General features: G+C 67.7%; 11 protein-coding genes. 7 read left to right on the top strand and 4 right to left on the bottom strand.

Annotated features, from left to right (window positions below; translation table 11 throughout):
* Positions 1–37 precede the first annotated feature (37 nt).
* Positions 38–1,504, bottom strand: coding sequence for a CCA tRNA nucleotidyltransferase (locus ACWGI8_RS10555; RefSeq protein ID WP_453659751.1), 1,467 nt, complete (start codon positions 1,502–1,504; stop codon positions 38–40).
* A gap of 180 nt (positions 1,505–1,684) precedes the next feature.
* Between ACWGI8_RS10555 and ACWGI8_RS10560 the strand changes: the two genes are divergently transcribed.
* From ACWGI8_RS10560 to trxA, 7 genes are all read left to right on the top strand, one after another.
* Positions 1,685–4,006: a DUF6049 family protein gene (locus ACWGI8_RS10560; RefSeq protein WP_453659752.1), complete on the top strand. Its 2,322-nt coding sequence runs from the start codon at positions 1,685–1,687 to the stop codon at positions 4,004–4,006.
* 45 nt (positions 4,007–4,051) lie between these two features.
* On the top strand, positions 4,052–6,277 hold the full coding sequence (gene murJ, locus ACWGI8_RS10565) for a murein biosynthesis integral membrane protein MurJ (RefSeq protein WP_453659753.1): 2,226 nt from the start codon (positions 4,052–4,054) through the stop codon (positions 6,275–6,277).
* A 120-nt stretch (positions 6,278–6,397) separates the two neighbouring features.
* On the top strand, positions 6,398–8,119 hold the full coding sequence (locus tag ACWGI8_RS10570; protein WP_453659754.1) for a protein kinase family protein: 1,722 nt from the start codon (positions 6,398–6,400) through the stop codon (positions 8,117–8,119).
* Between the two features lie 33 nt (positions 8,120–8,152).
* A complete protein-coding gene (gene sigM / locus ACWGI8_RS10575; RefSeq protein ID WP_453659755.1) occupies positions 8,153–8,857 on the top strand; it encodes an RNA polymerase sigma factor SigM in 705 nt (234 codons plus the stop codon).
* Positions 8,854–9,786 carry an anti-sigma factor family protein gene (locus ACWGI8_RS10580; protein ID WP_453659756.1) on the top strand — a complete coding sequence of 311 codons (933 nt, stop codon included), beginning with the start codon at positions 8,854–8,856 and terminating at the stop codon, positions 9,784–9,786. Before sigM ends, ACWGI8_RS10580 begins: the two co-directional genes overlap by 4 nt.
* A 125-nt stretch (positions 9,787–9,911) precedes the next feature.
* Entirely contained in the window at positions 9,912–10,877 is a 966-nt protein-coding gene (trxB, locus tag ACWGI8_RS10585; RefSeq protein ID WP_453659757.1) for a thioredoxin-disulfide reductase, read from the top strand.
* Between the two features lie 46 nt (positions 10,878–10,923).
* Entirely contained in the window at positions 10,924–11,265 is a 342-nt protein-coding gene (trxA, locus tag ACWGI8_RS10590; RefSeq protein WP_453659758.1) for a thioredoxin, read from the top strand.
* A 75-nt stretch (positions 11,266–11,340) separates the two neighbouring features.
* On the opposite strand, the gene ACWGI8_RS10595 is transcribed toward trxA, so the two are convergent.
* The 3 genes from ACWGI8_RS10595 to ACWGI8_RS10605 form a co-directional block, all read right to left on the bottom strand.
* Positions 11,341–11,958, bottom strand: a complete 618-nt coding sequence (locus ACWGI8_RS10595; protein WP_453659759.1) for a GNAT family N-acetyltransferase — start codon at positions 11,956–11,958, stop codon at positions 11,341–11,343.
* Positions 11,959–12,260: 302 nt separating this feature from the next.
* The gene (locus ACWGI8_RS10600; protein WP_453659760.1) at positions 12,261–13,361 is read right to left on the bottom strand and encodes a ParB/RepB/Spo0J family partition protein; all 1,101 of its coding nucleotides are present in this window, start codon (positions 13,359–13,361) and stop codon (positions 12,261–12,263) included.
* Positions 13,358–14,434, bottom strand: a complete 1,077-nt coding sequence (locus ACWGI8_RS10605; protein WP_453659761.1) for a ParA family protein — start codon at positions 14,432–14,434, stop codon at positions 13,358–13,360. The genes ACWGI8_RS10600 and ACWGI8_RS10605 overlap by 4 nt, the downstream gene beginning before the upstream one ends.
* Between the last annotated feature and the right edge of the window lie 19 nt (positions 14,435–14,453).

Genomic DNA, 14,453 nt, shown 5'->3' on the forward strand with positions numbered 1-14,453 from the left:
GCCATGTTTCACGTGAAACATGGCGCCCGTTTCAGGGTCAGCGCTGAGTCGCCCACCAGTCCTTGAGGGCCGCGACGGCATCGTCGTGCCCCATCGGCCCGTTCTCCAGTCGCAGCTCCAGTAGGAATGCGTATGCCTTGCCGATCACCGGGCCGGGGCCGATACCCAGGATCTCCATAATCTGGTTCCCGTCCAGGTCCGGCCGGATCGAATCCAGCTCCTCCTGCTCCTTGAGCTGGGCGATGCGCTCCTCGAGCCCGTCATAGGCACGCGACAGCGCGCTCGCCTTCCGCTTGTTCCGCGTGGTGCAGTCCGAGCGGGTCAGCTTGTGCAGTCGCTCCAGCTGAGGGCCGGCGTCCCGCACGTACCGACGCACCGCCGAGTCGGTCCACTCGCCGGTGCCGTATCCGTGGAAACGCAGATGCAGCTCCACCAGGCGGGCGATGTCCTTGACCAAGTCGTTGGAGTACTTGAGCGCCGTCAGCCGCTTCTTGGTCATCTTGGCGCCCACCACCTCGTGATGATGGAACGAGACCCGGCCGTCCGTCTCGAACCGCCGCGTCCTCGGCTTACCGATGTCGTGAAGGAGCGCAGAGAGGCGGAGCACGAGATCCGGTCCGTTCTCCTCCAGGTCGATGGCCTGTTCCAACACGGTCAGTGAGTGCTCGTACACGTCCTTGTGCCGGTGGTGTTCATCACTCTCCAGTCGGAGAGCCGGCAGTTCGGGGATGAAGTGTCCAGCGAGACCGGTGTCGACCAGCAGCGCCAGCCCCTTCCGGGGGTGCGGGGAGAGGATGAGCTTGTTGAACTCATCACGGATCCGCTCCGTGGAGACGATCTCGATCCGCTCGGCCATCTCCTTCATGGCAGTGATGACCTCGGGGGCCACCTCGAAGTCCAGCTGAGCGGCGAAGCGCGCGGCCCGGAGCATGCGCAGCGGGTCGTCGGAGAACGAGTCCTCGGGGGTGCCAGGGGTACGCAGAACGCTCGTCGCGAGATCCTCCAGACCGCCGTGCGGGTCGATGAACTCCTTCTCCGGCAGCGCTACGGCCATCGCGTTCACGGTGAAGTCGCGACGGACGAGATCTTCCTCGATGGAGTCGCCGTAGGACACCTCAGGCTTGCGGGAGGTCCGGTCGTACGCCTCGGAGCGATAGGTCGTGACCTCGATCTGAAAGCGCTGCAGGGAGTCTCCGACGCGGGCGTCCTTCTGACACCCAACCGTGCCGAACGCGATCCCGACCTCCCACACAGAGTCAGCCCACGGCCGGACGATCTTCAGAACGTCCTCGGGGCGGGCATCAGTGGTGAAGTCGAGATCGTTGCCGAGCCGGCCGAGCAGCGCGTCCCGCACCGAGCCGCCGACCAGCGCGAGGCTGAACCCGGCCTGCTGGAATCGGCGGGCGAGGTCATCGGCGACAGGGGACACACGCAGCAGCTCGCTCACAGCGCGGCGCTGCACCTGGCTCAGTTCGGTGAGGTTGTCTTCGTTGGCGTTCGGCACAACAGAAAAGAGTACGTGCCCGCGCGCACGCGAGCTTCCCTGTTTCCCTCGTACTCCGGCCACTCTTCCGATCATGTGGAGCAGTCCCCAGCACTTCGTCACAGCGCACCTCGTTACCATTCGTGGACGCACCTAGCGACACCCACCAACGGCAACAGACGACGAGGGACGGACGAGCGCGTGGCCGAGGCGGCAGAATTCCAGGGGATGGGTCTTTCTCCTGCCCGCCGGTGGCTGCGGCGCACAGCCGCCCTCCTCGCGGGAACTCCACTGCTCGCCGGTCTGCTGTACGTACCGGCGGCGCCGGCCGCGTACGCGGCAACGGACGGTAGCGAAACCCACACCGTCGATGTGGCATTGAACGACCTGTCACCCAGCGCCCCTGTGAAAGACGACACGCTCACCATCACGGGCACCGTGACGAACAAGGGCAAGGAACCGGTCACGGACGCGGAGGTCGATCTGCGCGTCGGACCGCGCATGGCGGACCGGCCGGAGATCGACGAGGCGTCCGCGCGTACCAGCTACTCGCCGGAAAGCGACGCCGAGGAGCTCGGCGGCCCGTACACCGTCAGGTTCGCCCGGCTGGCTTCGGGCATCAGCCAGGAATTCAAGCTGACCGTCCCGGTCAGCAAGCTCGAGCTCGATGAGGCGGGCGTGTACCAGCTCGGTGTCTCCCTCTCCGGACAGACCCGGAGCCAGCCGCGCGAGCGGGTGCTGGGCATCGAGCGGACGTTCCTCCCGTGGCAGCCGGAGGCCACCGGCAAGAGGACCCAGCTCACCTTCCTCTGGCCGCTCATCTCGACGACACATCTGTCGGCGGAGACCGGCTCGGACGAGCAGCAGACCCCGGTCTTCGAGAACGACACCCTGGCCACTGAGCTCGCCCCGGGAGGCCGGCTCGAGCAGCTCGTCTCCCTCGGCAGTCAGCTGCCCGTGACATGGGTCATCGACCCGGACCTGCTGGCCACGGTCGACGCGATGACCCGGAACTACCAGATCAAGAACGGTCAGGGCGCCACGACCCCCGGCCGGAACCAGGCCGTGGCCAAGAAGTGGCTGAGCACTCTCGAAGAGGCGGTCCAGGGCCGCAAGGTCGTCGCCCTGCCGTTCGGCGACCCCGACCTGGCCTCCCTCGCACACCGTGGAAAGGACGTTTCCGGGTCCCTCAGCCATCTGCAGCCCGCCACAGCGGTGGCCGAGTCGACCGTTGAGACGATCCTCCATGTGAAGCCGTCCATCGACTTTGCCTGGCCGGTGGAGGGCGCGATCGACCCGTCGATCGTCGATGTCGCGACCTCGGCCGGAGCACACAAGATCATCGCCCGAAGCGACAGTCTCCGCGAGACCGGCTCGGTGTCCTACACGCCCTCCGCGGCGCGGCCCATCGGCGGCGGCACGACGGCGGTCGTGGCGGACGGACGGCTCTCCACCGCGTTCTACGGGGACATGAGCAAGGCGGGGACCTCGACCCAGGCGGTCCAGGAGTTCCTGGCCCAAACGCAGGCTCTGACCCTTCAGGCGCCAGAGGCGCAGCGCAGCATCGTGGTCGCCCCGCAGCGAACGCCGACGTCCGCCCAGGCACAGACGATGGCGAAGGCGCTGCAAGGCCTCGCCGGCGAGCGCTGGACCCAGCCACTGGACCTGATCGCGGCTGCGTCGGCCAAGCCCGACCCCGACGCCACCACCCAGGTTCCGGCCTCCTCGCAGTATCCGAAGAAGCTCCGTACGCGGGAGCTGCCGGTGCGGACCTTCCAGGACATCAAGTCCACCCAGGAGACCCTCGACAACTTCAAGGTCATCCTCACGTCCCCGGACCGGGTGGTGACCCCGTTCGGCAATGCGATCAACCGGGAGATGTCCACGTCCTGGCGCGGCAAGGCTGCACCGGCCGCCCAGTACCGCAGCGGGGTGCAGAGGTATCTCAAGAACCTCACCACTGAGGTGCGGCTGATCCAGAAGTCGGCGCTGACGCTGTCGGGCCGCAGCGCCACGATCCCCGTGACCGTGCAGAACAAGCTGGTCCAGGGGGTCGACAACCTCGTCCTCAGGATCAAGTCCTCGAACCCCACACGCCTCAAGCTGGACGACAGCACCGTGATCGCCGAGCAGCCGGTCAAGATCGACGGCGGGCACAGCCAGTCGGTGAAGTTCGCCGCCGCGGCCAACGCCAACGGACCGGTGCAGGTGACGGCGCAGCTCTACACCGGGGACGGCAAGCTGTACGGCGGCCCCATGACCTTCACCGTCAAGGTCTCCGAGATCACCCCGACTGTGATGCTCGTCATCGCCGGCGGCGTGCTGCTCCTCGTCCTCGCAGGCGTAAGGATGTACACCCAGCGCAAGCGCGCGGCGCGCGATGCCGCCGCGGACGCCCAACCGGCCGAAGAGGGCCCAGCGGGTGGAGAGGGCGACGACCCGGAGCAGCCGAGTGACCTGACACCGGACACCGGACCGGAAAGCGCCGACCCGTCGAGCACGGGTGAGAAAGTGGACCGTTGAGCGATGTCGTGGCCGGCCGGCCGGGGACGATGAGGTGGGGTAACCATGAACGCGCCGTACGACGGTGACCGCGGGCAGGGCGCAGGGAGCACTGCGCCCTCCCCGGGCGCTCAGTACCCCCCACCCGGTCCCCAGCCGGCGGAGCCTGCGGCGGGCCAGGTGCCACCGCCGTCGCCCGAGCCCACGCCGGACCCGTATGTGCAGGATGCGTACGCGCACGATCCCTATCGGGCACAGGACCTCTCCGCCCAGGACCCGGTGTCGGAGGCGCTCTATGACCGCGCCGCCCATCCTCCGCCGCCGTCCGCCGGCTTCCAGCGGCCACAGCCGATGTACCAGCAGCCGCCGGCTCAGCAGCATGCGCCGGACCCCCGGATCTGGGCCCAGACACCGCCACCCGAGCCGGACGGTCCGTCGCGTCGTCTGCCGTACGGGGACGACGCCGGGACTGTCCAGTTCACCGGCGTCGACGATCTCGTGACACGGGCCGGCGAGGAGAAGCCCGAGCCGGACGCGTTCGCGCACCTCTACCGGGACCAGCAGGTCGCGGGCCAGTCGGCGGCCACTCCCAGTGCGGAAGCGGACCCCGCCCCCGCACCCGCCCCAGCGCCGTCACCTGCGCCCACACCCAAGAAGTCGGGCGGCAGGGCGTCAGGGCTGCTCAAGTCCAGCGCCGTGATGGCTGCGGGCACCCTGGTGTCGCGGCTCACAGGCTTCGTTCGCAGCCTGGTGATCACCGGCGCCCTGGGGGCCGCGCTGCTCGGTGACGCTTTCACCGTCGCCTACACCCTCCCGACAATGATCTACATCCTCACGGTGGGCGGCGGCCTCAACTCCGTCTTCGTTCCACAGCTCGTGCGGGCCATGAAGAACGACGAGGACGGCGGCGAGGCCTACGCCAACCGGCTGCTGACCCTCGTCATGGTCGCGCTCGGCGCGATCGTTGCCATCGCCGTGTTCGCAGCGCCGCTGCTGATCGCAGCCCTGTCACCCACGATCGCCGGCAACCCCCCAGCGAACAGCGTCGCCGTCACCTTCGCCCGCTACTGCCTTCCCACGATCTTCTTCATGGGTGTGCATGTGGTCATGGGCCAGATCCTCAATGCCCGCGGAAAGTTCGGCGCGATGATGTGGACCCCGGTCCTCAACAACATCGTCATGATCTTCACCTTCGGGATGTTCATCTGGGTCTACGGCACGTCCGCCGAGTCCCAGATGAGCGTGCAGACGATTCCGCCCGAGGGCGTGCGCCTGCTGGGCATCGGCACCCTGCTGGGCCTGACCGTCCAAGCCCTCGCGATGATCCCCTATCTCCGCGAGACCGGCTTCCGCTTCCGTCCCCGCTTCGACTGGAAGGGCCACGGGCTGGGGAAGACCGTCAAGCTCGCCAAATGGACCGTTCTGTTCGTCCTCGCCAACCAGGCAGGCGTGGTCGTGGTCACCCAGCTCTCCACCGCCGCCGGTGATGCGTCGGGCAAGGACGGGGCGGGCTTCCTCGCCTACTCCAATGCCCAGCTCATCTGGGGCATGCCGCAGGCGATCATCACGGTGTCGGTCATGGCGGCTCTGTTGCCACGACTCTCCCGGGCCGCACATGACGGGGACCCGGGCGCCGTCCGTGACGACATCTCGCAGGGACTGCGGAACTCGGCCGTCGCGATTGTCCCGGTCGCCTTCTCGTTCCTGGCGCTGGGCGTGCCGATGTGCACCCTGCTCTACGCGTCCGCCGGTACGGAAGCTGCCAGGTCCATGGGCTTCATCCTGATGGCCTTCGGTCTCGGTCTTATTCCGTACTCGGTGCAGTACGTCGTTCTCCGTGGCTTCTACGCCTACGAGGACACCCGCACGCCCTTCTACAACACGGTCATCGTGGCCGCCGTGAACGCGGCAGCGTCGGCCGCCTGCTACTTCGTCCTCCCGGCGCAGTGGGCCGTGGTGGGTATGGCCGCCTCGTACGGTCTCGCCTACGCCGTCGGCGTCGGGATCGCCTGGCGCCGGCTGCGCAACCGGCTGGGCGGTGACCTCGACGGCTCCCATGTGGTGCGGACCTACGCACGGTTGTGCCTGGCCTCCGTCCCCGCTGCGGTAGCCGGCGGAGCGGTGGGCTTCTTCGTACTCAAGGCCCTCGGCGAGGGCGCGCTCGGCTCGCTCGTCGCACTCGCCGCCGGCGGAGTGGTCCTGCTTGTCATCTTCTTCGTCGCGGCGAAGAAGATGAGGATCGAGGAGCTCAACGCCCTGGTCGGCATGGTCCGCGGGCGACTCGGGCGCTAGCAGCGCTCGTTCGCGCACAACCATCGTCCGCCGCCGTGTGTCGTGCATAGCGGCGGACTGTGGGCACAATTGGCATGGCTGTTGGATATGGCGCAACGGATGGGGAGGCAGGGAACGACGGTGGCGGAACGTAGCACGGCTGCCGTCGACGTGGCCGACAACAGCGGTGATGACCCGCTGACCGCCCAGGCGGAGAAGGCCGCGGCCGACGGGGTGGCGGAAGCCGACGACACGGCAGAGAAGAACGCTCAGGACACAAGCACTGAGCAAAAGAGCGGCGAGCAGCCTCCTATGGCGGCGCCCGAACTGCACAGCGGTCACAAACTCGCCAGACGCTACCGACTCGAGGAGTGCGTCACCCGTCTGGACGGTTTCAGCAGCTGGCGTGCAGTCGACGAAAAACTGCGCCGCGCTGTCGGCGTCCATATCCTTCCCGCCGATCATCCGCGGGCCCGGTCCGTGCTCGCGGCGGCCCGCTCCTCAGCTCTCCTGGGCGACCCCCGGTTCGTACAGGTGCTGGACGCCGTCGAGGAGAACGACCTCGTCTATGTCGTGCATGAGTGGCTGCCGGACGCCGTAGAGCTCACCGCGCTCCTCGCCTCAGGGCCGATGGAGGCCCATGACGCGTTCCAGCTCGTGAGCCAGGTCTCTCAGGCAATGGCCGCGGCGCACCGGGAGGGCCTCGCCCACCTCCGGCTCACGCCGGGCGCCGTGCTCCGCAGTTCGACCGGGCAGTACCGGATCCGCGGGCTCGCCGTGAACGCCGCCCTGCGTGGCATCAGTGCCGAGCGTCCGCAGCGCACGGACACCGAGGCCATCGGGGCGCTGCTCTACGCCGCGCTGACCCAGCGCTGGCCGTACGAGAACGATGCCTACGGCCTCTCCGGGCTCCCCAAGGGCGTTGGGCTCATCGCCCCCGACCAGGTGCGGGCAGGCGTTCACCGCGGGCTGTCCGAGCTCGCCATGCGCGCCCTGGTCAACGACGGCGCCACCGCGTCCCGCCAGGAGCCGCCCTGCACCACCCCGGACGAGCTCGCCAAGGCAGTCGCGGCGATGCCCCGTATCCGGCCGCCGGAGCCCTCGTTCACGGCCCCGCCCGAGTATCAGCGCACCACGTACCAGCAAGGCACCTACGGACGGCCCTCGGCACACGCCGGGACCGCCGCCACTCAGCCTGTGGCGGCGCCGCCCGCGCCGCTGGAGAGCCGCACCGGCAAGGCCCTCAAGTGGGCCGTGTCCGCGCTGCTCATCGCCGCGCTGGGACTGGGCAGCTGGCAGGTCGCCGACAAGCTCCTGGACGACGACAAGGCCTCCAAAGACCCCGGAACCTCCCAGACGACGGACAACGACGGGGACGACAAGCCGAGGCAGCCGGTACCACTGACCGTCCAGGACGCCAAGGAGTACGCCCCGGACGGCAATCCGCAGAATGCGGAGGACGTCAGCAAGACCTACGACGACGACAGCTCCTCGTACTGGCGCAGCAAGAGCTACGTCGGCGGTCCCGTTCTGGCGCCGTTCAAGCAAGGCGTGGGCATCGTCTACGACCTTGGCGCCGAGAGGGACATCGCGACTGCCTCGATAGCTCTCCACTACAAAGGCAAACACACCGCCATCACGCTCTATGCGACGGATTCGCCGACGCCGGCCGGCTCGGTCGACTCCATGAAGAAGATCGCAACCGGACAGACCGAGGGCAATTCGCTGAAGCTCACGGCTGAGAAGCCGGTGAAGAGCCGCTACGTGGTGATGTGGATGACTGCCATGCCGTTCTCGCCGCAGGACGAGTTCAGCAACCCGGGCCACAAGCAAGGCATCACGGACATAAAGTTCTCCAGCTGACATCAGAGCGAGACGTGGGGAGGGGGCTCACCGTTGAACGACGCGACGCTTGGCGACACAAGCGACCAGGAACTGCTGGCTCGTCATGTCGCCGGAGATCCGGACGCCTTCGGTGAGCTCGTACGGCGCCACCGCGATCGCCTCTGGGCCGTCGCTATGCGCACACTGGGCGACCGCGAGGAGGCCGCGGACGCCGTGCAGGATGCGCTCGTTTCGGCCTTCCGGGCCGCCCACACTTTCCGTGGCCAGTCCGCCGTGACGACCTGGCTCCACCGCATCACGGTCAATGCCTGTCTCGACCGGGCCCGCAAGGCTGCCTCCCGCAAGACCTCACCCGTCGACGACACCGAGCGGCTTGAGCAGCTCCTTGAGCCTCATGAGTCCGCCGAGGCGCCCGCAGAGCGCCAGGACCTTCACCGGGAGCTGCTGGCCGCGCTGGCCACACTTCCCGCTGACCAGCGAGCGGCGCTGGTCCTGGTCGACATGCAGGGATACCCCGTGGCAGAGGCGGCACGGGTGCTGGATGTACCCACGGGGACCGTGAAGAGCCGTTGTGCGCGCGGCCGGGCACGATTGCTCCCGATGCTCACTCATCTGCGCAGTGACACCGGGGATAGCCGTGGTCTTGACGGGGGAAGGAACCGGACGCCAGGGACATCCGTCCCACCGGCGTCGGGACCAAAGGATGCAGGACCGAGTGATCCTGCTGCTGTGAAGGGCGGAGGTGGGCGCGCGTGACCTCCACGACCGGCACGGCCCAGCACCCGGATGTCTCCGAGATCTCCGATCTCACCGAGGGCCTCCTCTCGCCGTCCCGCCAGGCCGCGGTCAGGCAGCATCTCGACGGCTGTGATCTGTGTGCCGATGTACGAGCATCGCTGGAAGAGATCCGCGGCCTGCTCGGCACGCTGCCCGGGCCGCAGCGCATGCCTGCCGACATCGCAGGCCGTATCGACGCCGCCCTGGCCGCCGAGGCGCTGCTCAACGCCACCGCCCACGACGATGAGCCGTCGCATGTTTCACGTGAAACAGAGCCCGCGCTGCAGCAGCCCGACCGAGCACCCGCCGACCGTCCCGCCGACCGTCCCGCAGGACGCCCGCGCGCTTCCGTCGGCCCCGGCCGCACGGCACAGGCCCGACGGCGCCGACGTACCGCCGTTCTCGGGACCGCTTTCAGCATGGCTGCCGTGGGGCTCAGCGTTCTGCTCTTCCAAGCGGTCCGCACGGGCGACGATGCCGACGGCATGAAGGCGGACCAGGGAATCAACGCCACACAGGTCGGTCCGGTCTTCTCGGACGACTCCCTCCAAGGTCGCGTTCATACGCTGCTGGCCGCCGAGACCGTGAAGGAGGTCCCGGACGATGCCTCGAAGCAGGGGCCTCGCACGGGGCAGGAACCCTCCCTCAGCATCGAGTCCAGCCCGAACTCCGCGCTGCGATCCGGCGTACCTGTGCCTCCCTGTATCCAGCGGGGCACCGGCCGTACCGATCCCGCCCTTGCCGTCGAGCAGGGCACCTACCAGGGCACCAAGGCGTACCTCGTAGTGCTGCCGCACTCCAGCGACAGCTCTCAGGTCGAGGCGTATGTGGTCGATGCGGCGTGCGTCGACACCGCGCCGACAGGTAAGGCGGAGCTCCTGCTGAGCCACGCCTACCCTCGCCCCTGAGACTGCCGCCGCGCCGCTCGGACACCGCGGGAATGCGCGCCCCGTAGGATCCGTTGGGTGGGGTGAGAGTCGTTGACCCGGCCCCAGTAGGCAGCAGGCAGTCTGCAGAGACGAGGAAGAAACCCGTGAGCGACGTCCGTAACGTGATCATCATCGGCTCCGGGCCGGCCGGCTACACCGCTGCGCTGTACACCGCGCGCGCGTCGCTGAAGCCGCTGGTGTTCGAAGGCGCCGTCACCGCCGGTGGTGCGCTGATGAACACCACTGAGGTGGAGAACTTCCCCGGCTTCCGTGACGGCATCATGGGGCCGGACCTGATGGACAACATGCGGGCGCAGGCCGAGCGCTTCGGCGCCGAGCTCGTTCCGGACGATGTCATCGCCGTGGATCTCTCCGGTGAGATCAAGACCGTGACGGACACCGCGGGCACGGTGCACCGCGCCAAGGCCGTCATCGTCACGACGGGCTCCCAGCACCGCAAGCTCGGCCTGCCGAACGAGGACACCCTCTCCGGACGCGGTGTCTCCTGGTGCGCCACCTGTGACGGCTTCTTCTTCAAGGAGCAGGACATCGCCGTCGTCGGCGGCGGTGACACTGCCATGGAGGAGGCCACGTTCCTCTCGCGCTTCGCCAAGTCGGTCACCATCGTCCACCGCCGCGACAGCCTCCGCGCCTCCAAGGCCATGCAGGAGCGCGCCTTCGCCGACCCGAAGATCAAGTTCGCCTGGGACAGCGAGGTGGCCGAGATTCACGGTGACCAGAAGCTCTCCGGTCTGACGCTGCGCAACACCAAGACTGGTGAAACCTCCCACCTGCCTGTGACCGGCCTGTTCATCGCCGTCGGCCACGACCCTCGCACCGAGCTCTTCAAGGGCCAGCTGGAGCTGGACGACGAGGGCTACCTGAAGGTCGAGGCACCGTCCACCCGGACGAACCTCACCGGTGTCTTCGGCGCCGGTGACGTGGTCGACCACACCTACCGACAGGCCATCACCGCCGCAGGCACGGGCTGCTCCGCCGCCCTGGACGCCGAGCGCTTCCTCGCCGCCCTCGCGGACGAGGAGAAGGCCGCCGCCGCGACCGCCGTCTGACTCTGTAAAGCCCCACACCCCACACCAGCAAGTTAAGGAGACCCCCGTGGCCCTCAAGACAGTGACCGACGACACCTTCGAAGAGGTAGTCCTCAAGAGCGACAAGCCTGTGCTTGTGGACTTCTGGGCCGAGTGGTGCGGTCCGTGCCGCCAGATCGCCCCGTCGCTGGAGGCCATCGCTGCGGAGCACGGCGACAAGCTCCAGATCGTCAAGCTCAACATCGACGAGAACCCGGCCACGGCTGCCAAGTACGGCGTCATGTCCATCCCGACGCTGAACGTCTACCAGCACGGCGAGGTCGCCCAGACCATCGTGGGCGCCAAGCCGAAGGCCATGCTCGTCCGCGAGCTCGACGCCTTCATCGGCGATGAGGCCACCAAGGTCTGACGCACTTCGTTTCACGTGAAACACGGATGGGCCAACCCCCTGGGGGTTGGCCCATCCGGCGTCTGCGGACACCCGTCACAACGGCCGCAGTGCTGGTTCCTTCTGTACCGCTCCCAAAAGCCGGTCCAGTGCCAGCTCCACGTCTTCCTTCCAGGAGAGCGTGGTGCGCAGCTCCAGCCTCAACCTGGGGTAGGTGGGATGCGGGCGGACGGTCTTGAAGCCGACGGCCAGGAGATGGTCGGCAGGCAGGACACATGCCGGCTCTTTCCAGCGCGCGTCTCCGAAGGCCTCGATCGCCTTGAAGCCACGCCGCAGCAAGTCCTTGGCGACGGTCTGCACCATCACTCGACCGAGCCCCTGGCCCTGGTAGCCCGGCGTGATCCAGGCAGTCATCAGCTGTACAGCATCCGGCGAGACAGGACTTGTCGGAAAGGCGGTGGAGCGCGGCACGTATGCGGGCGGGGCATAGAGAACGAACCCGACCGGGACCTCGTCGACATAGACGACGCGGCCGCAGGATCCCCACTCCAGTAGCACGGCGGAGATCCAGGCTTCCTTCTCCAGTTCGGGTCTGCCCGCTTTTACTGCGGCTTCTCCACTGACTGGATCAAGCTCCCAGAAGACACACGCTCGGCAGCGCTTCGGGAGGTCTGGAAGGTTGTCCAGCGTGAGTGGTACGAGCCGACGGCCCATGAAGGCTGCTCCTCACTTCCTTCGACTGCCGCGCCAAGAGCAGCGGACAACGCGCTCCGTTCCCGGAGCAGGCTGCCGATGAACCCGCCGACTGCGCCAAGGCTCAGGCCGGCCGTTACTAGCTGGCTGCGGCTCACCGATCGCATGGCTCGCCTTCCTCTGAGATGGGTCAAGGTGGATGCGCCATACCAGAACGCATCGTATCCACCCAGCGAGGACACGCCTACCGTGAGACGGCAAAGGGCGGACCGTGTTCCGCCGACTGCCGGACACGACCCGCCCTTGATCACTGCGCGGAGGCCTCAGGCCTCGTCGTCCTCCGAGGCTTCCTCGGAGAGTCCCTTGTCCATGACTCGCCCCTCTCCCGGGGCAAGGGTGCCGAGGATGCGGTCCAGGTCCTCTATCGAGGCGAACTCGACGACGATCTTTCCCTTCTTCTGGCCGAGATCGACCTTCACCCTGGTCTCGAAGCGGTCGGAAAGCCGAGACGCGAGATCGGTGAGCGCCGGCGACAGCCGGGCCCCGGCTCGAGGACCCTTCGACTTAGAGGCACTCGTGGGCCGCGAGCCCATCAGGGTGACGATCTCCTCGACAGCCCGCACCGACAGCCCTTCGGCCACGATCCTGTGTGCCAGCCGGTCCTGCTCCTCGGAGTCCTCCACCGAGAGCAGGGCCCGGGCATGACCGGCGGACAGCACACCGGCAGCTACGCGGCGCTGGACGGGGGGCGAAAGGCGGAGCAGTCGCAGCGTGTTGGAGACCTGCGGACGCGAGCGCCCGATCCGGTCGGCCAGCTGGTCGTGCGTGCAGTTGAAGTCCTTGAGCAACTGGTCGTAAGCGGCTGCCTCTTCCAGCGGGTTCAGCTGGGCCCGGTGGAGGTTCTCCAGGAGGGCGTCCAGCAGGAGCTTCTCATCCTCCGTGGCCCGCACGATCGCAGGGATGCGCTCCAGGCCCGCCTCGCGGCAGGCGCGCCAGCGACGCTCGCCCATGATGAGCTCGTACCGCTCGGGGGCCAGTTGCCGGACAACAACGGGCTGGAGCAGCCCGACCTCTTTGATGGAAGTGACCAGCTCGGCGAGCGCGTCCTCGTCGAACACCTCACGCGGCTGGCGGGGGTTCGGCGTAATGGAGTCCAGCGGCACCTCGGCGAAGTGCGCACCGGCAGTCGACACCGCATCGGAGGAAAGCTCCGGCTCAGGCTCAGGCCCACGCTGCTCGGGCGTCACAGGTCCCGGAGGAAGCGTGGCCAACTTGGCTGCGGCCACACCCCGCTCAGCTGTCAGTACCGGGGGCGCACCCGAAGACGTCGAGCCTGCCCCATCGGAGGGCACTGGCTGCTCCTGCGGAGCGGCCGGGATCAGCGCACCGAGCCCACGCCCCAAACCTCTACGTCGCTCGCTCACTGGATCCCCTCCGACATGCTCTGCTGGTTGTTCTGGCTGACCACATGCGCGGACTGGGCCTCATAGTGGACCCCGACCCCGCGCAGTGCGATCTCACGGGCGGCCTCAAGATACGACAGCGAGCCGCTGGAGCCCGGGTCGTACGTGAGCACCGTCTGCCCATAGCTGGGCGCCTCCGAGATCCGCACGGATCGAGGAATGCTCGTCCGCAGCACCTCGTCACCGAAGTGGCTGCGGACCTCGTCCGCCACCTGCGAGGCGAGCCTGGTCCGACCGTCGTACATGGTGAGCAGGATCGTCGACACATGCAGCGCGGGGTTGAGGTGCCCGCGCACCAGGTCGACGTTCCGCAGGAGCTGGCCCAGGCCCTCCAGGGCGTAATACTCGCACTGGATGGGGATCAGCACCTCAGCGCCCGCGACGAGGGCGTTGACGGTCAGCAGGCCGAGCGACGGCGGGCAGTCGATGAGGATGTAGTCCAACGGCTGCTCATAGGCCTGGATCGCTCGCTGAAGCCGGCTCTCCCGTGCCACCAGGGAAACCAGCTCGATCTCCGCACCGGCGAGATCGATGGTGGCCGGGGCACAGAAGAGACCTTCGACGTCCGGGACCGGCTGGACCACCTCGGAGAGCGGCTTACTCTCCACGAGGACGTCATAAATCGAGGGGACTTCAGCATGATGATCGATCCCCAGCGCCGTGGAGGCATTGCCCTGGGGGTCGAGGTCGATCACCAGAACACGGGCGCCGTGCAGCGCAAGCGAAGCGGCAAGGTTGACCGTTGTGGTCGTCTTACCTACCCCACCCTTCTGGTTGGCGACCACCATGACGCGTGTCTGCTCAGGCCGTGGGAGACCCTCGCCGGCACGGCCCAGAGCCTCCACCGCCAGTTGGGCAGCACGACCAATGGGGGTGTCGTCCATCGGGGGCGGTGTTTCACGTGAAACATCCTCCCTCGCCGGTTCGGTACGGGGACCAGGGACCGGATCGGTCATCGGTCCCGCGATGTTGGCGTTGGACCGCAAGGATTCACTCTCCTCGGCTTCAGGCTCGCGATGAACAGAGCCTGCCATGCTTTCGGGGTCGTGAACC

It is taken from the genome of Streptomyces sp. NPDC054841 (assembly GCF_053611045.1).

What these genes read in the sequence shown, in the direction of transcription:
- murJ (WP_453659753.1), top strand. Translation starts at nt 4,052, where the DNA reads ATGAACGCGCCGTACGACGGTGACCGCGGGCAGGGCGCAGGGAGCACT.
- ACWGI8_RS10595 (WP_453659759.1), bottom strand. Translation starts at nt 11,958, where the DNA reads ATGGGCCGTCGGCTCGTACCACTCACGCTGGACAACCTTCCAGACCTC.
- ACWGI8_RS10605 (WP_453659761.1), bottom strand. Translation starts at nt 14,434, where the DNA reads ATGGCAGGCTCTGTTCATCGCGAGCCTGAAGCCGAGGAGAGTGAATCC.